Origin of the sequence: Flavobacterium sp. (assembly GCF_004295795.1) — a bacterium.
In the GTDB taxonomy this organism is placed as follows: Bacteria; Bacteroidota; Bacteroidia; order Flavobacteriales; family Flavobacteriaceae; genus Flavobacterium.
Map to the genome: position 1 here is coordinate 204,148 of NZ_SEBR01000003.1, position 18,633 is coordinate 222,780.

Sequence of the window (18,633 nt, forward strand, 5' to 3'; positions counted from 1 at the left end):
AACCAAAATTTCACGCAAACGGGCGTTTTGTCGGGCAATTCCCGCATAGTACCACATTTTCGTTACGCGCATTTTCGTATTGTGGCAGTGCGATACGCGTCGCATTTTTGGGTATTCGATTGGTGGTGGCATTTCCGATTGAAAACCAGAAAATCCTCCCGCGAATTAGGGGAGGATTTTTATCAAAAATGCAAGTATGAAAAACACTTTACTCTTTCTTTTTGTGCTTTCGGTTGTCGCTTTGCGCGGACAGGTTGGCGTCAACACGACGAATCCTCAGGCTTTGCTCGACGTTCCGGCCTCGAATGCTGCAACTCCAACAAACACCGATGGCATCTTGATCCCGAGAGTTTCGGCTTTCCCGTTGACGGATCCGACGATCGCCCAACACGGAATGATGGTTTTCCTGACGGCAATTTCGGGAGGAAACGCACCGGGAATTTACTACTGGGACAATCCGACGACGACTTGGAAAGGAATTGTCGGAAGCGTGACCGGCGGTTGGGGTTTGACCGGAAACGGCGGAATTACCGGGGCGAATTTCCTCGGAACGACAAATGCGGCCGATTTGATTTTCCGTACGAACAATCTACCTCGAATGCGAATCGATCCGCAAGGAAACGGGCGATTCGGAATGGGACTTTTCTCAGATGTGGTTTCGGGCTTCAGCCGATTCGAAATTGGGTCGGAAGAAACAGAACCCAATGATTTGACGCTGCGCCATTCGGGCGACGATCACCCGGTTTTCAACATCATCCACAACAAAGGAACCAAGTTTGGCTCTCCGGTGCGTCTCGTTTATGAGGATCGGATTGGCGAAATCAAGTTCCTTACTTACAACGGAGGCGGACCGTCTTCATTCGGAAATCTCAAAGACGCCGGACGCATCGGCATGATGGTCGAAAACAACACAGGATCGATTTCTGCGGGCATTTATTTCAAGACAACTTCTACCGCCAGCACAAATGACATGTATTTGAGCGGAAGCGGAAATTTGGGAATCGGAACAGAGTTGCCCGGAGCCAGACTTCACGTGGTAGGATCGATGATTCTCAACAACGGTTCTCAGGCAAACGGTCGCATTCTGAGATCAGGGCCGACAGGAATCGCCACTTGGGTCGATCCGACTTCGATTTTCGGCGGAAGTCTGGACGGTTCATATGATTTCCCGACGGCTGGAGCGGGAAGAACGATTATTGCAGATGCAGGTTCGGTCACTATCGCAGGAACTGACGGATTGGTCTCGACAGGAACGATCGCATCTGGCGCACTCGCACCAACCGGAAATGGCGTAAAAATGTTCTGGAATCCGAGGAAAGCGGCTTTTCGTGCAGGATTGGCAAACGGGAATTTTTGGGACGATGCACAAATTGGCGAAGGCTCGGCCGCTTTCGGATCGAACACCAGAGCATCCGGGAATTTCGCATTCGCCGCCGGATACGACAATTATGCAAATGGAGAAGCGGCGACAGCGTTCGGATACTCGAACATCGTCGGTCCGGGTTCTTTTGCCGCGGGTTATTTTAACGACGCTTCGGGTACGAGCGCATCGGCTTTGGGTTCCGAAAACCAAGCGACTGCCGGAGGCGCGATTGCCGTCGGGGCTGAAAACGTCATCACGGGAAATTCAGGAATCGCCTTGGGAATCGCCAATAGTGTAAGTTCAAACTTCGGAATGGCATTCGGGTTCATCAACAGCGTTTCGGGTCAGCGTGCAACCGCGTTCGGCGTCCAGAATTCGGCTCTGGCTTATGGAGAAACAGTTGTGGGAATCGGCGCAACGAATTACACGGTCACGGCAAACGGCGCAAGTCAGAATAGAACGGCAAATGCGACCGACAGGGTTTTTACCGTCGGAAACGCGATCGATTCCAATAACAACAACACGCTCGATGCGGCCGAAAGAAGGAACGCTTTAGTGATTCTGAAAAACGGATTGGCGACACTTCCAACGGTGACAAACGCTTTGATAACTGCTGAAACAACCGGGAAAGCTGTCGTAACCAAAGAATGGGTACAAACAAATTCAAGTGGCAGTTTGGATAGCGGATACGATTTTGGTGGAGCAGGTTCCGGACGAACCATTACAGCCGATGCCGGCGCGGTAAGAATCGAAGGAACTGCGGGTTTACAAGTGACCGGGACGATGAATACGGGCGCTGTTCTCGATTTGAGCGGCGCAGGAACGCGAATGTTCTTTTATCCCAGAAAGGCGGCATTTCGCACTGGCGGCGCGGCTGCAGCTCAGTTTGATGATGAGAACATTGGACTCTACTCTTTTGCTAGCGGCAGTTCGCCCGTCGCCTCGGGATATGGAAGTACTGCAACAGGTATCAACTCACAAGCCACAACTACAGCGGCTGTCGCACTGGGAGCTAGTGTAGTGGCTTCGGGGAGCTATTCTTTTGCTGTCGGCTACGCTGCCACGGCGTCAGGATCCGATGCTCGGGCTATTGGTCGTAACTCCAACGCGACCGGCGACAATTCAGTCACTTTGGGAGCATTTACCAATACTAGCGGGACTGGCGCGATGGCTACTGGACAAAGCAATTTTGCTTCTGGAGATTTTTCATTGGTCGCGGGATATCGCAACGAAGCGAGAAGTATCGGTGAGGCAGTTTTTGGGCTTGGCGCCACAATATATACCGTTTCCGCAAACGGCGAATCTCAATTCGGTGCGGCAAACAACGCTGACAGATTGTTTGTGGTAGGAAATGCAACAGACAATAACAACGACCAGATACTCGACGCCGCCGAGCGCAGCAATGCCATGACAATCCTGAAAAATGGCCGTGTTGCGTTGGGAAATATCATTCCCGGCGGACAATTTCAACTTTCACTGGATCAAGGTCGCAAGCCAGGAACAAACACTTGGACGATCGTATCGGACGAGCGCCTAAAGACAATCCACGGAAGTTACACCAAAGGTTTATCTGAAATCTCGCAACTCAACCCGATTCTTTACAATTACAAAAATGTCGGAAAGCGAACTTTTGAGCAAAAAGTCCTGGAAACGGAATTCTCGGGATTTTCAGCCCAGGAAGTCAAGCAAATTTTCCCGGAAGCCGTCGGCACGGACGATGACGGCTATCTGAACCTAAACATCCATCCGATATTGATCGCATCTGTGAATGCTTTCAAGGAACTCAAGTCGCAAAACGAAAATCTGGCATCGGAAAACAAAACATTGCACGAAAAAGTAAACCGTCAGCAAGCGATCTTAGAAGCGCTTTTGGCTCGCGTATCCAACTTAGAATCGAAAAAAAATCCATAAAATGAAAAAAAATCTGGCCCTTTTTTTAATGATGTTCGCCGCATCGATTTGTGCTCAATCTGGCACGGTTTCCATCGGAAGTGAAAATCTCGTGTATCCTGTCATGCCCGTTTTCAGTTTTTACGGCTACAGTTATTCACAACAAATCGTATCGAAAGAACGATTCAATCAAGCGGGCGGAACTGCCGGAACGATCACGAAAATCCGCTATTACTGCGAGTCTACGGGAAGCGCGATTACGCCTTGGAACAATTGGGCGATTTACATCGGACATACCAACAAGCAAGACTTTCAGGGAGACGATTGGATTCCCGCCTCGCAAATGACGCAGGTTTTCTCTGGAGAATTTTCACCTGTTGCCGGAACTTGGATCGAATTTGAATTTTCGCAGCCGTTCGTTTACAACAATCTCGATAACATCGTCATCGCGGTCGATGAAAATGCCCCGGGTTGGACGGCGGCGAGTGATCCGGCGCAGTTCTATTCGTATATCGACACCGGAAGTAAAGGGATGGCGGTGGTTTCGGACAGTACGAATTTCGATCCCGAAAATCCTTTGGGCGGCGCAATCCTACATGCTCAGGTTCCGATGCTGCAGTTTGACGGACAGCTTTTGGGTGTTGCTGCGCATTCGAAAAACGCTGTTTTGGTCTATCCGAATCCATCGGACAGCATTTTCAATTTTGCTTCGGAATCAGAAATCACGATGATGGAGGTTTTCGATTTGAGCGGACGGAAAATTACAAGCGAAAAGGCACAAGGCAGCACCTCGATTGACTTGAGAAAGTTGCAAGCGGCGCAATATTTACTAAGAATTCACAGTATCGACGGCGTTTTTACAAACCGGATCGTCAAGCGATAAGATAGTAGTTAAGTTTTTTTTTAGTTTTTGGAACGCCCTTTTCGCTTTCGTGGAAAGGGTTTTTCGATTGCTTTTTTTTCTATGAATGGATTTGCGTGTTAACAATATGCCAATCCTTGTTTAATGCTTCACTTTGAACTAATGATGTCGTAAATTTAAGGGAATATTAAATCTCACATTATGTCACTCTTAAAAGATAAAGTTGCCGTCGTTTCGGGCGGAGGTTCGGGAATCGGTCAGGCCGCGGCCCTTGCGTACGCTCGCGAAGGCGCGAAAGTCGTCGTTTCGGACATCAATGAAGAACACGGAAATGCGACCGTAAAACAAATTGAGGACTTGGGCGGAAAAGCTTTTTTCGTAAAATCGGATGCATCGAAAGCCATAGACAACAAGGAATTGGTAGAAGCGACGGTTGCCAAATTCGGTAGTTTGGACATCGCTTTCAACAACGCAGGAATCGGCGGAAAGCCAGCGCTCACGGGAGAAACCGAGCCGGAAGACTGGGATCGCGTGGTTGCTTTGAACCTGAGCGGTGTTTTTTACGCATGTCGTTACCAGCTCGAACAGATGGACAAACAGGGCGGAGGCGTGATCGTCAACATGGCGTCAATTCACGGAACGGTCGCCGCTCCAATGACGTCGGCCTATACCGCGACCAAACACGGCGTCGTCGGTTTGACCAAAAACATTGCGGCAGAATATGGTCAAAAGAACATTCGTTGCAACGCGGTCGGTCCGGGTTATATCCAAACGCCTTTGCTCGAAGCCAATTTAAGTGCCGATGCCATGCAAGCTATCGCGTCAAAAGCGACGATGAACAGATTGGGAAAACCCGAAGAAATCGCTGATTTGGTCGTGTATTTGAGTTCGGACAAATCGTCTTTCGTAACCGGAAGTTATTTTATCGCAGACGGCGGTTATACAGCGGTTTAACGTCAAATCAGTTCGCGGATTTCAGAAAAATCAGATATCGGAAAGCGCCCAATTGCGGACGCTTTTTCGTTTTAGTACGAACCGTCTTGATATTCCTCAACCGGATCGTAATTTTTGAATCGCACGTAACTTTCTTCAAAGTGTTTGCGCAAAATTTGGCGCTGCTTGCCTTTTTTGTCGATTTTGGTCACGGTCAGTGTGTCGTCAAAAGTCTCGACATTGGCGAATTCCCTTAGCGAATCGGATTCGATTTTTAGGAAACAGGTCAGTGCTCCGCCGTAAACGTGAAAGCCTTCGATGCAGTCGAGTTCGCGATTGTACTTTAAATTCGGATGCTCGCCCGAATTTTTCATCAACGTCAATTCGCGTTTTTTAGGATCGAAAATGATCAACAACCGCATCTCGTTCGCTCGTCTCGCAGCAACGCCGTTCTTGAACGTGAAGTCGCCATTTCCGTCGTTGTTGAAGTCGGAAAATTCCGGATCACAGCCAACGATGCCGTCTTTATCGAATTTGAGTTGTTGTTTGAGCTTCCATTTCCCGTCGGATTTTTGGTAAAATCTCACAATCGCGTAAACACTGTCAACCGTCCGGAATTTCCTGAGATCGAGTTTGAAATGTCCTTTGATCCCGATTTTTGTGCTGTCGACGTAGTGTTCTTCCAAAGCATCAGAATCGGTTTTTTCGACGATGTCCGTTTTCTTATTTTTTGGATCCGGAGTGATTTTTACGTCGGGATTTTTTCTGCATCCGACGAAAGTCGAAACCAATAGAAGAAGTAAAATCGAAGTATTTTTCATCGGACAGTAAAACCGAAAGATAGCGCATAAAGCAAAAAAGCGCCCAAAACAGGACGCTCTTTTTATTGCAATTTGGTTTGTTTACTTGATGAGGTTCAACACGAATGTCGGATACAATCCTAGCGCGATGTTCAAAAGGATCGACACGATTCCGACGGCGTAAAACACGAAGTTCGCTTTTGGCGCTTCTTCGGTCGCGTCTTTCGTATACATCGCCAAAATGATCTTGAAATAATAACCGACACTGATGATCGAATTCACGACACCAACGATTACCATGACCAAATAGCCGGCTTGGATGGTTTGGGTGAACAACGAGAATTTGGCGAAGAATCCGGCGAAAATCGGGATTCCGGCCATCGACAAAAGCGAGGCGGCCAAAACCGCGGCCAAAATTGGATTGGTTTTCCCGAGTCCGTTGAAGTTGTAAACGTCTTCGTTGTCTTTCTCGCGGCAAACGTACAGAATTACTGCAAAAGCGGCGATTCCGGCAAGTGCGTAAGCCGATGCGTAATACAAGAGCGTTCCGGCAGACGAAGAAATGTTAAGCAATGTCATCAACATGAATCCGGCGTGCGAAATCCCGGAAAACGCGAGAATTCTCTTGACGTTCGTTTGGCGCAAGGCCATAATATTTCCGACAGTCATCGACGCGATAGAAACAATCATGATAATCATTTCGTATTTGAGCGAAATTTCTCCGTTGGTGAATGCCGTGCTCACGTTCATTCCGGTGAGAAGTTTGAAGAATGTCGCCATGGCAACGACTTTGGCAAGCGCGCTCATGACGGCTGTCGACAAGGTTGGTGAACCTTCGTAAACATCGGGCGCCCAAAAGTGGAACGGAACCGCGGCAATCTTGAACAACATTCCAATCGTCAACAGTATGATCCCGATGAAAAACCATTCCGAAGGCAATTCGGCCGATCCCGTCATTTCGGCGATTTCGGCAATGTCAAAACTTCCGATCGCTCCATAAATAAGACAGATTCCGAAAAGGATAAAACCGGAAGCGAACGATCCCATAAGGAAGTACTTCATTCCGGCCTCGTTGCTTTTGATGTTCAGACGGCGGCTTGCGGCCAAGATGTAAAGCGAGATCGAAAAAACCTCGATTCCGAGGAAAAACATCGACAAGTTCCCGAAAGAAACCATCGCGACCGCGCCCGCAAGCAGGAAAAGTTTGATGGAGACGAAATCGGAGATCTTGGTTTGTACGTTTCGGTAAAAATCGCCACTCAAAGCGATCAGGAAAACCGCCAAAACGATGAACAGTGCCGAAAACGACACCGAGAAATCGTTGGTTACGATCATGTTGTTGTAGTGGCTTTCGGTCTTGCCATATTCGGCAATCGTGATTCCGAGAGCGCCCAAAAGTCCGACGACGGTAAAAGGAACGATGGCCTTGCGCAGGTTCGCGATTTCAAAGAACAGGCACAAAAGACCCAATCCCGTTATTGCTAGCAATGTATTCATGTCTTTACTGTCGAATTATGACTTGTGGGTATAGTTTACAATTTGGATGATGCTGTCCGAGATCAAATCTGTGATCGGTTTCGGATAAAGTCCGAAGAAAAACAGCACGGCGATGATCACGCCCATGGTAAGTCCTTCCTGGAAAGTGATGTCGGCAAACGGCTTTTTGTTGGCCTCGCCAAGCATGACGTTCTGGAACATTTTGAGCATGTAATAAGCACCGAGGATAATCGTCAAACCGCCAATCACCGCATACCAGATTCCAACGGAAGACAAAGCGTAAAGCACCGTGAATTCTCCAACAAAGTTGAAAGTCGAAGGAAGTGCGACCGATGCCAGCACCAAGATCATGAACATCGAAGTGAACTTTGGCGCCTGAGCGCGAATTCCGCCCATTTCAGCTATTTCTCGTGTGTTCCATCTTCTGTGGATCACTTCGGCTGCGAAGAAAAGTCCTACGACTACAAAACCGTGGGCGATCATTTGGAGCACTGCTCCGCGCAAACCGTCGGCGGTCAGGGTATAAGCTCCGGCGGCAATGAGTCCGACGTGAGCCAGAGACGAATAGGCGAGGAGTTTCTTGAGATCTTTTTGACGCAAAGCCACGATCGATCCGTAAACCGTTCCGGCGATTCCGAAAATCAGGAAAACGGCCATAAATTGTTTTGCCGCATAAGGCGCAATAGGCAACTGCCAACGCAAAACGCTGTAAAGTCCCATTTTCAGCATGATTCCCGAAAGCAACATCGTTCCGGCAGTCGGTGCTTTTTGGTAAACCGAAGCTTGCCAAGTGTGAAACGGAATCAAAGGAATCTTGATGGCGTAAGCGGCGAAAAATCCGAGAAAAATCCAGAACTGTTCGTCAGAGGAAAGTTGTAGTGAAGAAAGATTCCCGACAAGGAAATTCCCGGCTTTCGTGTACAGATAAGCGAACGAAGCCAACATGAACAACGAACCTGCGAATGTGTAGATGAAGAATTTGACGACGGCTTTCTGGCGTTCTTTCGGATCGCCGTTGCCCCAATTCAGTGCGATGAAGTAAATCGGGATCAAGGCAAGTTCCCAGAAAATGTAGTACAGGATTCCGTCGGCGGCGAGAAAAGTCCCGACCATCGCGAATCCCATGAACAAAACCAGTGAATAGAACGAATTCGGTTTTTTGACTTCGCTTCCGAAGGTCGAATAAATGATGATTGGAAGCAAAGCTGTCGTAAGCAACAACATCGCGATCGAAAGTCCGTCGCCGGATAGCGCAAAATGAACTTTCGGATTCTCCAGCCAAACGCCCAAAACAGCGACATTTTGCTTGGCTTGCACTTTAAGCAACAGTGAAACGGATGCAGCAAAAGCTAAGAGGCTCGTTACCAAAGCCACTTTTCCCGCGGCCTTCCCTGAGAAAAGCGACACGAGAGTTCCCGCCAAAAGTAAAATCAGAACAATACTTACATCCATTAGTTAACGATTATTTTGTTGTAGAACAAATAAGTGACGATGGCGACAACACCAAGCGTGAAAGCGAAAAGGTAGCGTCCGAGGCTTCCGTTTTGCACGAGTTTTCCTTTGTTTCCGATGGCATTCGTGACTTTTCCGAATCCGAAAACCAAACTGGAAAGCGCGGTTTCAAGCGTGTCGCGGAAGAAAGTTGCCAACGCGTTTATAGGTTTCACGAACACAGTGTCGTAAATCTCATCGACGTAAAATTTGTTGTAAAGCAGTTTGTGGAAGCCCGTCATTTGTGCATCTGCAGGCGGAACTTCTCCTTTTTTGAGATATTTCGCATAGGCGATTCCGATACCGATCAAACCTCCAACGACAGCAATCGCCATTAGCATGTAAGCCGTGTTGTCAAGGTGATGTTCGCCTCCGTGCGCTTTGTGTGCGATGATTGGCGAAAGATAATGGTTGAGCCAGCTGTTTCCAGGCAAACTTAACGCGCCTCCGACAGTGGCCAAAATCGCCAGAATGATAAGTGGAAACGTGATCAGCGCCGGACTTTCGTGCAGGTGATGTTTTTGTTCGTCGGTGCCGCGGAAGTCTTTGAAGAATGTCAGATACAACAATCGGAACATGTAAAATGCGGTCATGATCGACGCCAAAGACGCGATGATCCACAGCGCTTTGTCGGCGTGGAAAGCTGTCATCAAAATTTCATCCTTCGAGAAAAAGCCTGAGAACGGCGGGATTCCGGAAATCGCAAGCGAAGAAATCAGGAAAGTAATGTAAGTGACCGACATCCATTTCTTGAGTCCGCCCATATTTCTCATATCTTGTTCGCCGTGCATAGCGTGAATCACCGAACCTGATCCAAGGAAAAGACAAGCCTTGAAGAAAGCGTGCGTGATCACGTGGAAAACAGCGACTTCGTAAGCGCCAAGTCCTAGAGCCAAAAACATCAGTCCGAGTTGTGAAACGGTCGAATAGGCGAGGACTTTCTTGATGTCGTTTTGCACCAATCCGATTGTGGCTGCGACCAAAGCGGTAATTGCTCCAACAACGGCGATGATCGTGTTTACTGTTTGAATCTCAGGAACTAGAGTTACGTCCAATCCGAAAAGAAAATTCAGGCGTACGATCATGAAAATTCCCGCAGTTACCATCGTCGCGGCATGAATTAGAGCCGAAACCGGAGTTGGGCCGGCCATCGCGTCTGGCAACCAAGTATAAAGTGGAATTTGTGCCGATTTTCCGCAAGCTCCGATAAACAAAGCCAACGCGGCTCCGGCGATCAAACCTGTGTTTGCCATGTTCGTTCCGCCGTCTATCGTCATTTTGAGGTCGGCGTAATCCAGTGTTCCGAACAGTTTCGCCAAAAGGAACATTCCGATAAGGAAGCCCAAATCGCCGATTCGGTTCATGATGAAAGCTTTCTTGGCCGCATCGTTGTAATCCTGATTCTTGTACCAGAATCCGATAAGCAGATACGAGCAAAGCCCGACGCCTTCCCAGCCGATGAACATCACCAAAAGATTGCTTCCGGTCACGAGCGTGATCATGAAGAATACGAAAAGGTTCAGGTAAGCGAAGAACTTGTGTCGGTTTTCATCGTCGTGCATGTACGAAACCGAGTACAAGTGGATCAACGTTCCGATTCCCGTGACGAACATCAGCCAAAGCAACGACAATTGATCGAGGACGATCGAGAAATTGATCTTGATAGACGCAAGCTCGATCCAGTCGAACAACTTGACTTTTACGGCCTGTCCGGTTTGGTTTATCTGGATGAAATAGAAAAGTGTCACAAGAAAAGACACGAACACGGCGAATGTGGCCAAATAGCCTGCGCCGTTGTGCCCGAGTTTCTTCCCGAAGAACACGTTGAAAAGGAATCCCGCAAATGGTGCGAGCAATAGAAGTAAAATGTAAGCTGTATCCATTTTTGGTTTATCCTTTGAGATTTTTCAAATTATCGAGGTCGATGGAAGCAAGGTTGCGGAAAATCGACACTACAATCGCGAGACCGACGGCGACTTCGGCCGCAGCCACAGCCATCGAAAAGAACACGAAAACCTGGCCCTGCGCATCCTGATGATAGGTGGAAAAGGCCACGAACAAAAGGTTTACGGCGTTCAGCATGATTTCGATCGACATGAAAACGATGATGGCGTTTCTTCTGTAAAGCACACCAAAAACACCAATACTGAACAAGATCACGCTCAGGAAGATGTAGTTTTCAATACCGATCTCATTAAGAATATTTCCCATCAGTTCTTCTCGGTTTTTTCACGTTTAGACAATAACACCGCACCAATCATGGCCACGAGCAAAAGCACGGAGGCGAATTCGAACGGCACCATATATTCGTTCAGGAGCACTTGTCCCAAAACTTTGATCGATTGGTAGTCCTGTCCGGTGTTGTCGTAATCTCCGGTAATCGGTTTTGATTGAATGAAGATCGCAAGCAAAACCATAGAAGTCAGGATGAAAATGATTCCTGCCGCAAGTCGCGTCACACGAGGTTTGTGCACTTCGTCTTCCTTGTTCAGGTTCATGAGCATGACCGTAAAAAGGAACAAGATCATGATCGCTCCAGAATAGACGATAATGTGAACGACTGCAAGGAATTGGGCGTTGAAAAGCAGGTAGTGTCCGGCAACCGAAAAGAAACACAAAACGAGGTAAATCGCACTGTGAATAGGTTGTTTGGTGAAAATCGTTAGGAAAGCGGTAGCCAATGTGATGGCCGAAAGCACGCAGAATATAAGTAAAACTGTTGACATTAGTTCTGCTTGTGTTTAGAGTTTGCCATGGCCATTTCAAGCGGCATTACCAATTTGTCTTTTCCGAAGATGAAATCCTCGCGCTCGTAACTCGCCGGAACCAACACTTTCGATTCTGTCAGGTAAATCGCGTCTTTCGGACAAGCTTCTTCGCACAATCCACAGAAAATGCAACGCAACATGTTGATTTCGTAGACCGATGCGTATTTCTCCTCGCGATACAAATGTTTTTCGTCAGGTTTTCTTTCCGATGCTGTCATCGTGATGGCTTCCGCCGGACAAGAAAGCGCGCACAATCCGCAGGCCGTGCAGTTCTCGCGACCTTGTTCGTCCCGCTTCAACATGTGCTGGCCGCGCCAAACCGCCGATCGCTCGCGGACTTCTTCGGGATATTTTACCGTCACCTTGCGCGTAAACAAGTGTTGGATCGTAATCCACAAACCTTTTACGATCGCCACCAGATACAAGCTCTCCCAAAAAGTCATCTTTTTGTTCGAAACCTCTTTTTTGCGTCCTGACAAGGACATCGTCTGTACTGACATTTCTATTTTCTTTAATTCGCTTTCGCGATTTTAGTTCTTTCTTGAACGAGCTATCAAAATCCGAGTGCGGCGGCAAGTTCGTGTCTCACCATCACCAATCCCGTAATCACGATGTTAGCGATTGCCAACGGAATCAAACCTTGCCAACCCAAACGCATCAACTGGTCGTATCTGAATCTCGGGATCGTCCATCTTACCCACATAAAGAAGAAGATGAACGCGCATATCTTGATGAACAAAACGATGATTCCAATACTGTTTCCGGCATTTACGCCCCAATTCTCGATTGCCCATTCCATTCCCGGATAATTGTACCCGCCAAAATAAAGCACGGCCAAAATCGTGGACGAAATGAACATACTCGCGTATTCGGCGAACAAGTAGAATCCCATTCGCATTGACGAGTATTCAGTGTGATAACCTCCAATCAATTCGGCCTCACATTCCGCAAGGTCAAAAGGCGTGCGGTTGGTTTCGGCGAACGAACAAACCAGAAAGATGATGAAACCAAGTGGCTGATAGAACACGTTCCAGTTCATTCCGGCTTGTTGGATCGAAATCTCTTTCAAGCTCAAAGTGCCGCTCATCATCAACAAAGCGATCAGCGACATTCCCATGGCGATCTCGTAGGAAATCATTTGGGACGCGGCGCGCATCGCACTCATCAACGAGAATTTGTTGTTCGAAGCCCATCCGCCAATCATGATTCCGTAAACTCCCACCGACAAAACCCCAAATACGTAAAGAATCGAAACATCGATATCGGTTGCCTGCAAAATCACTTCGCGTCCGCCGATCACGAGTTTGTCACCCCAAGGAATGACGGCACTTGTCATCAAGGCCACGCTCATCGAAATGGCCGGCCCGACTACGAACAAAAATTTGTTTGGCGTGTTCGGAAGAAATTCCTCTTTCGAGAAAAGTTTGAGACCATCGGCAAGCGGTTGCAGCAACCCGAAAGTTCCGGCACGGTTCGGTCCGATGCGATCCTGAAGCCAAGCGGCCACTTTGCGTTCGGCCCAAGTCGAATACATCGCCGCCAACATGGTGATGGCGAAAATCGAGAAGATGAAAATCGACTTTTCTATGATGATTGCCTGATCCATTATACGTTTCCTTCTTTAAATACTTCTTGTTCTTCGGGGCGCAACGGTCGCGACGCCATCGAAATCTTAACTCTGTCCTGGTCGCGTCCGAGAAGGATTTTCTCTTCGGTCTCGATAACGACAGGAGCGATTTTACGCGTGTAATTGTTGGCGTTGATAACCGAATCTTTTTCGAAACGGCGCGGCCCTTCGATAACCCAGTCGCTTACTTCCTTGTGGTCGAAACGGCAAGAGTTGCAAATGAATTCCTCGACTTCGTGGAATTCGTCTTTGCGTCCGGTAATGCGCTGAATCTCGTTTCCGAACATCCAAACGGTTGTTTTTCCGCAACATTTGTCGCAATTTCTGTGTGCGTTGAAAGGTTTGTTGAACCAAACGCGAGACTTGAATCTAAATGTTTTGTCGGTCAAAGCGCCAACCGGGCAAACGTCGATCATGTTACCCGAAAATTCATTGTCGATCGCTTTTGACAAGCAAGTCGAAATGTTCGAGTGATCGCCTCTGTCCACGACGCCGTGTACGCGTCCGTCAGTCAATTGGTCGGCCACCATCACGCAACGGTAGCACAAAATGCAACGGTTCATGTGAAGTTGGATGTTCGGGCCGATGTTCTCTGGCTCGAATGTTCTTTTTTCCTCGATAAACCGCGTTTCGGATTTTCCGTGCTTGAAACTCAGGTTCTGCAGATCACATTCGCCTGCCTGATCGCAAACCGGGCAATCGAGCGGGTGATTGATCAACAGGAATTCGGTCACGGCCTTTCGCGCATCGGTCACTCTTTCTGATGCCGTACTGTTCACTTCCATTCCGTCCATGACGCCCGTTACGCAAGAAGCGACGAGTTTCGGCATAGGACGCGGATCGGCTTCCGAACCTTTTGAAACCTCGACCAAACAACAGCGACACTTACCGCCGCTACCTTTGAGTTTGGAGTAATAGCACATGGCCGGAGGAACAGATTCGCCTCCGATCATACGAGCCGCCTGCAGGATTGTGGTTCCTGGTTCGACGTCTATCGATTGACCGTCTATTGTTACTTTCATATTCTTAGTGATTAGTTGCGGCAGTTGGTAGTATTCCAGACAGCTGTCAACTTATACGGTAACTTTCGCTACCAAATGTTTAATTCTTAAAATGATCGTTATATAACTTTATAACATCTTCGAGTTCCCTCGGCTTGTAATATTTGTCGGAGTCCATCCATTTACTGTGTAATTCCGGATAGTCAGCTATAAATTCTCCTAATCGCTGCCTTAATTCCCTTCCTTGCAACTCAACGAATTTTCCATCTTTGAGTCCAAAACCAATTCCTATTGCCGGCGGACCTTTGTAAAACCGGTAGAACATCAACCTTCCGGCTTGTACTTCGTGATAGAAGCGTTTACGGCCGTCTTGCTCGAGGCTTACCCATTTTAAATCCCCGAATTTTGTCCCTTTGATCAGGAAACTTTTCAGGTCTTTTGTCGTGTATTTTTTCGTTTCGCCCTTATCGGTCAAGATTTTGATCTTATCGTGAATAGAGTAGATCGCAACCAACTTTTCGTCAAATGGATTGGTTGGAGCAAACAACTTACACTTTATGGTGTCATTCTCATTCGTGACCACGTATCCGTCAAATTTTTGAGCGTGTGCGCAAAGTCCGAAACAACAAAACAGTAAAATTATAAGAACGTTTTTCCTCATTTTTAAATCACTTCCTTAGCGACCAAATGTTTGACTTTCTCAAACGGCTCTTCTGTAAAATGATCTCTGTTTTTCACTTTTTCAGGGAAGCGCACGTGGTATTCGAACTCATCGCGGAAGTGACGGATCGCAGCCGCAACCGGCCAAGCCGCAGCATCACCAAGCGGACAAATCGTATTTCCTTCGATCTTGGCTTGGATGCTCCACAACAAATCGATGTCTTCTTCGCGTCCGTGGCCGTTCTCGATCCTGTGCAGGACTTTCTCGAGCCAGCCTGTTCCTTCGCGGCAAGGTGAACATTGTCCGCAAGATTCGTGGTGGTAGAAACGCGAGAAATTCCAGGTATTTCGAACTATGCAAGAAGTGTCGTTGTATACGATGAATCCACCTGAACCCATTGATGATCCGGTTGTGAACGCGCCGTCGGCCAACGATTCGTATGTCATGAGGCGGTCTTCGCCCAAAGCTGTTTTGTAAATAAGATTGGCTGGCAAGATTGGCACCGATGAACCTCCGGGAACGAACGCTTTCAACGGTCGGTCTGAAGACATTCCGCCAAGATATTCATCGGAGTTCATGAATTCGTAAACCGACAATCCCATTTCGATTTCGTAAACGCCTGGGTTTTTGATGTGTCCCGAAGCTGAAATCAATTTGGTTCCCGTCGATCTTCCGATTCCGATCTTTGCGTAATCGGCACCTGAATTCATCACGATCCAAGGCACGGCCGAAATCGTTTCGACATTATTGACGACTGTCGGATTCGACCACAAACCTGAAACGGCCGGGAATGGCGGTTTGATTCGTGGATTTCCGCGTTTGCCTTCGAGCGACTCGATCAGTGCGGTTTCCTCGCCGCAAATGTAAGCGCCGGCGCCAACGTGAACGTAAAGTTCCAAATCGTAACCTGAACCTTTGATGTTTTTTCCTAGCCAACCTGCTGCTTTTGCTTCTGCAATCGCTTTTTCAAGAATGCGGAAAACCCACATGTATTCGCCGCGGATGTAGATGTAGGAAAGATTCGCGCCCAAAGCGAACGAAGACGTAATCATTCCCTCGATCAAAAGATGCGGAATATATTCCATCAAATATCTGTCCTTGAAAGTTCCGGGTTCAGATTCGTCGGCATTGCACACCAAATGTCTCGGTTTGCCCGATTTCTTGTCGATGAACGACCATTTCATTCCGGCAGGGAAACCCGCGCCACCGCGTCCGCGGAGCCCGGAAGTTTTCACTTCCTCGACGATTTCGTCCGGCGTCATTTTGAGGGCTTTTTCCACAGAAGCGTAACCGCCGTTCTGGCGATAGACTTCGTAGGATTTTATTCCCGGAACGTTGATTTTATCTAGTAATATCTTCTGTGCCATGGTTTGTCATGTTGATTTTGCCTGCGCGGCAATCTTCGATGAGTTGGTCGATCTTCGTCGGATTCAGGTTTTCGTGGTAGAAATCCCCGAGTTGCATCATGGGAGCGTATCCGCAAGCGCCCAGACATTCTACGCCTTTTATGGTGAAAAGTCCGTCTGGCGTGGTTTGTCCGTTTTGGATTCCGAGCTTTTCGCACGTGTAGTCCATCAGATTCTCGACTCCGTTGATCGCGCAGCAAGACGTCTGACAAAACTCGAACATGTACTTCCCGATCGGTTTGAGGTTGTACATCGTATAAAAACTCGCGACTTCGTAAACCTCGATCGGTTTGATGCCGATGATCGCTGCCACTTTGTCCATCAACTCAACCGAAAGCCAGTTGTCGTGCGCATCCTGGACTTCGTGCAAGATCGGCAGCAAGGCAGATTTGCGCTTGTCGTCCGGATAATGGCTGAACAACTCGTTGATGCGCGTCATCAAAGCGTCGGTGATGTTTATGTCTTGATGTATTCTGATAGAATGATCCATTTTTTAGTCTTTAGTCTTTAGTATTGAGATACGAGATTTGGACTGTTCTCAATACTCAATTCTCAACACTTACTTAGGCGTCGAGCTCGCCGGCGATAACATTTAGGCTCGAAAGCGTCGCAATGGCGTCAGACAACATCTGTCCTTGAACCATGTCGTTGAACGCCTGATAATAGATAAAGCACGGACGGCGAAAGTGCAGGCGATAAGGCGTACGGCTTCCATCTGTCGTAAGGTAAAATCCAAGTTCACCGTTTCCGCCTTCTACCGCGTGATAGACTTCGGTTACCGGAACCGGAACTTCTCCCATCACGATCTTGAAGTGATAGATAAGCGCTTCCATATTGTGGTAAACGTCTTCTTTTGGCGGAAGGTAATAATCGGGAACATCGGCGTGATACGGACCTTCGGGCATTTTATCGATGGCTTGTCGGATGATTTTCAGCGATTCCCAAACCTCTGCATTCCTAACGCAGAAACGGTCGTAAGTATCGCCTGATTTTCCGACGGGAATATCGAACTCAAAATCTTCGTAGGACGAATAAGGTTGCATGACTCGGATGTCGTAGTCGATTCCGGCGGCGCGCAGATTCGGGCCTGTGAATCCGTAAGAGATCGCTTTTTCGGCAGAAATCGGACCTACGTCGATCGTGCGATCCATAAAGATCCTGTTGCGGACCAAAAGATTCTCGAACTCTTGCCAGATTGGCGGGAATTCCTTGAGAAGCGTTTCGATTTTCTCGAACACAAGCGGCGTCCAATCACGTTCGAAACCACCGATTCTTCCCATGTTCGTCGTCAAGCGCGCGCCACAGATTTCCTCGTAGATCTCGTAAATTTTTTCCCTGTATTGGAACACGTACAAAAAGCCTGTAAGTGCGCCGGTGTCAACGCCCAAAACCGAGTTGCAGATGATGTGGTCGGCGATGCGCGCCAATTCCATCACGATCACTCGCATGTACTGGACGCGTTTCGGGATCTCGATATTGAGTACTTTCTCGACTGTCATCCACCAACCGAAATTGTTGATTGGAGACGAACAATAGTTCATGCGGTCGGTAAGTGGCGTAATCTGGTAAAACGGACGGTTTTCGGCAATTTTCTCGAAAGCGCGGTGAATATATCCGACGGTTCCTTCGCCGTCGAGGATTCGTTCTCCGTCCATCAACAAAATGTTCTGGAAAATCCCGTGGGTTGCCGGGTGCGTCGGGCCGAGGTTCAAGACCGAAAGCTCGCTTCCGTCCTCGTTCTCGTGACGTTTGATGATGTCGCCAAAGCGTTGTTCTGGTGGTAAAAGCAAATCTGACATAACTACGCTTTGGTGTGATTATCGGTTGTTCGTCCAAAGAAACGGTCGTCTTTGTCGGTACGACCGCCGTCTTCCATAGGAAATTCTTTTCGCATCGGGAACGAAACCATCTCGTCCATGTTCAGGATTCGCTTGAGTTGCGGATGCCCTTTGAAGATGATTCCGTAGAAATCGTAAGTTTCGCGTTCCTGCCAGTTCGCTCCAAGGAACAAAGAAGTCACGCTGTCGATTTCAGGAGTGTCGCCGTTGAGATAGCATTTGATTCGGATGCGGACATTGTCGATCCAATTGTGCATGTGGTAAACGACGGAAAATTGTCGGCTTTTGTCCGCGTCCGGAAAGTGCATTCCGCAAACGTCTGTAAGGAAGTTGAAACGCAACGTCGCGTCGTCTTTCAAAAAGCCCATCACGTCAAGGATCGATTCTGAATCGACCTCGAAAGTCAGGATGTCGTGTATTTGAACGAAATCGCTGACCGAGGCGCCGAAGCGTTCCGAAAGCGATTGTATGATTGTATTCTGTTCTAGAGCCATCT

The 18,633-nt window shown here is 48.0% G+C and carries 17 protein-coding genes; 3 read left to right on the forward strand and 14 right to left on the reverse strand.

Annotated elements, in window-relative coordinates; genetic code table 11:
* The first annotated feature begins 196 nt into the window (after positions 1-196).
* The 3 genes from EOO49_RS03270 to EOO49_RS03280 all read left to right on the forward strand — a co-directional run bounded on the left by EOO49_RS03270 (position 197) and on the right by EOO49_RS03280 (position 5,069).
* Positions 197-3,274 carry a tail fiber domain-containing protein gene (locus EOO49_RS03270; RefSeq protein WP_290842692.1) on the forward strand — a complete coding sequence of 1,026 codons (3,078 nt, stop codon included), beginning with the start codon at positions 197-199 and terminating at the stop codon, positions 3,272-3,274.
* 1 nt (position 3,275) lies between these two features.
* Positions 3,276-4,136, forward strand: a complete 861-nt coding sequence (locus tag EOO49_RS03275) for a T9SS type A sorting domain-containing protein (RefSeq protein ID WP_290842694.1) — start codon at positions 3,276-3,278, stop codon at positions 4,134-4,136.
* Between the two features lie 180 nt (positions 4,137-4,316).
* The gene (locus EOO49_RS03280; protein WP_290842695.1) at positions 4,317-5,069 is read left to right on the forward strand and encodes a glucose 1-dehydrogenase; all 753 of its coding nucleotides are present in this window, start codon (positions 4,317-4,319) and stop codon (positions 5,067-5,069) included.
* A 71-nt stretch (positions 5,070-5,140) separates the two neighbouring features.
* Here EOO49_RS03280 and EOO49_RS03285 read toward each other — a convergent pair whose 3' ends face one another.
* The 14 genes from EOO49_RS03285 to EOO49_RS03350 all read right to left on the reverse strand — a co-directional run bounded on the left by EOO49_RS03285 (position 5,141) and on the right by EOO49_RS03350 (position 18,631).
* Positions 5,141-5,869 (reverse strand): hypothetical protein, encoded by a 729-nt coding sequence (locus EOO49_RS03285; protein WP_290842697.1) that lies wholly within the window; start codon positions 5,867-5,869, stop codon positions 5,141-5,143.
* Between the two features lie 81 nt (positions 5,870-5,950).
* The gene (locus tag EOO49_RS03290; RefSeq protein ID WP_290842699.1) at positions 5,951-7,345 is read right to left on the reverse strand and encodes an NADH-quinone oxidoreductase subunit N; all 1,395 of its coding nucleotides are present in this window, start codon (positions 7,343-7,345) and stop codon (positions 5,951-5,953) included.
* 15 nt (positions 7,346-7,360) lie between these two features.
* Complete coding sequence (locus EOO49_RS03295) at positions 7,361-8,797, reverse strand: NuoM family protein (protein ID WP_290842701.1); 1,437 nt, start codon at positions 8,795-8,797, stop codon at positions 7,361-7,363.
* Positions 8,797-10,719: an NADH-quinone oxidoreductase subunit L gene (nuoL, locus tag EOO49_RS03300; protein WP_290842703.1), complete on the reverse strand. Its 1,923-nt coding sequence runs from the start codon at positions 10,717-10,719 to the stop codon at positions 8,797-8,799. The genes EOO49_RS03295 and nuoL overlap by 1 nt, the downstream gene beginning before the upstream one ends.
* Before the next feature lie 7 nt (positions 10,720-10,726).
* Complete coding sequence (nuoK, locus tag EOO49_RS03305) at positions 10,727-11,047, reverse strand: NADH-quinone oxidoreductase subunit NuoK (RefSeq protein WP_290842705.1); 321 nt, start codon at positions 11,045-11,047, stop codon at positions 10,727-10,729.
* On the reverse strand, positions 11,047-11,562 hold the full coding sequence (locus tag EOO49_RS03310) for an NADH-quinone oxidoreductase subunit J (protein ID WP_290842707.1): 516 nt from the start codon (positions 11,560-11,562) through the stop codon (positions 11,047-11,049). The genes nuoK and EOO49_RS03310 overlap by 1 nt, the downstream gene beginning before the upstream one ends.
* Positions 11,562-12,104, reverse strand: coding sequence for an NADH-quinone oxidoreductase subunit I (locus EOO49_RS03315; RefSeq protein ID WP_290842709.1), 543 nt, complete (start codon positions 12,102-12,104; stop codon positions 11,562-11,564). The genes EOO49_RS03310 and EOO49_RS03315 overlap by 1 nt, the downstream gene beginning before the upstream one ends.
* A gap of 53 nt (positions 12,105-12,157) precedes the next feature.
* Positions 12,158-13,210: an NADH-quinone oxidoreductase subunit NuoH gene (nuoH, locus tag EOO49_RS03320; RefSeq protein ID WP_290842711.1), complete on the reverse strand. Its 1,053-nt coding sequence runs from the start codon at positions 13,208-13,210 to the stop codon at positions 12,158-12,160.
* Positions 13,210-14,253 carry a 2Fe-2S iron-sulfur cluster-binding protein gene (locus EOO49_RS03325; protein ID WP_290842713.1) on the reverse strand — a complete coding sequence of 348 codons (1,044 nt, stop codon included), beginning with the start codon at positions 14,251-14,253 and terminating at the stop codon, positions 13,210-13,212. Before EOO49_RS03325 ends, nuoH begins: the two co-directional genes overlap by 1 nt.
* A 79-nt stretch (positions 14,254-14,332) precedes the next feature.
* Complete coding sequence (locus EOO49_RS03330) at positions 14,333-14,779, reverse strand: hypothetical protein (RefSeq protein WP_290842715.1); 447 nt, start codon at positions 14,777-14,779, stop codon at positions 14,333-14,335.
* 116 nt (positions 14,780-14,895) lie between these two features.
* Positions 14,896-16,260, reverse strand: coding sequence for an NADH-quinone oxidoreductase subunit NuoF (gene nuoF, locus EOO49_RS03335; protein ID WP_290842717.1), 1,365 nt, complete (start codon positions 16,258-16,260; stop codon positions 14,896-14,898).
* Entirely contained in the window at positions 16,235-16,789 is a 555-nt protein-coding gene (locus tag EOO49_RS03340) for an NAD(P)H-dependent oxidoreductase subunit E (protein ID WP_290842719.1), read from the reverse strand. Before EOO49_RS03340 ends, nuoF begins: the two co-directional genes overlap by 26 nt.
* Before the next feature lie 73 nt (positions 16,790-16,862).
* Complete coding sequence (locus EOO49_RS03345) at positions 16,863-18,098, reverse strand: NADH-quinone oxidoreductase subunit D (RefSeq protein WP_290842721.1); 1,236 nt, start codon at positions 18,096-18,098, stop codon at positions 16,863-16,865.
* A 2-nt stretch (positions 18,099-18,100) separates the two neighbouring features.
* On the reverse strand, positions 18,101-18,631 hold the full coding sequence (locus tag EOO49_RS03350; protein ID WP_290842722.1) for an NADH-quinone oxidoreductase subunit C: 531 nt from the start codon (positions 18,629-18,631) through the stop codon (positions 18,101-18,103).
* Positions 18,632-18,633: the final 2 nt, after the last annotated feature.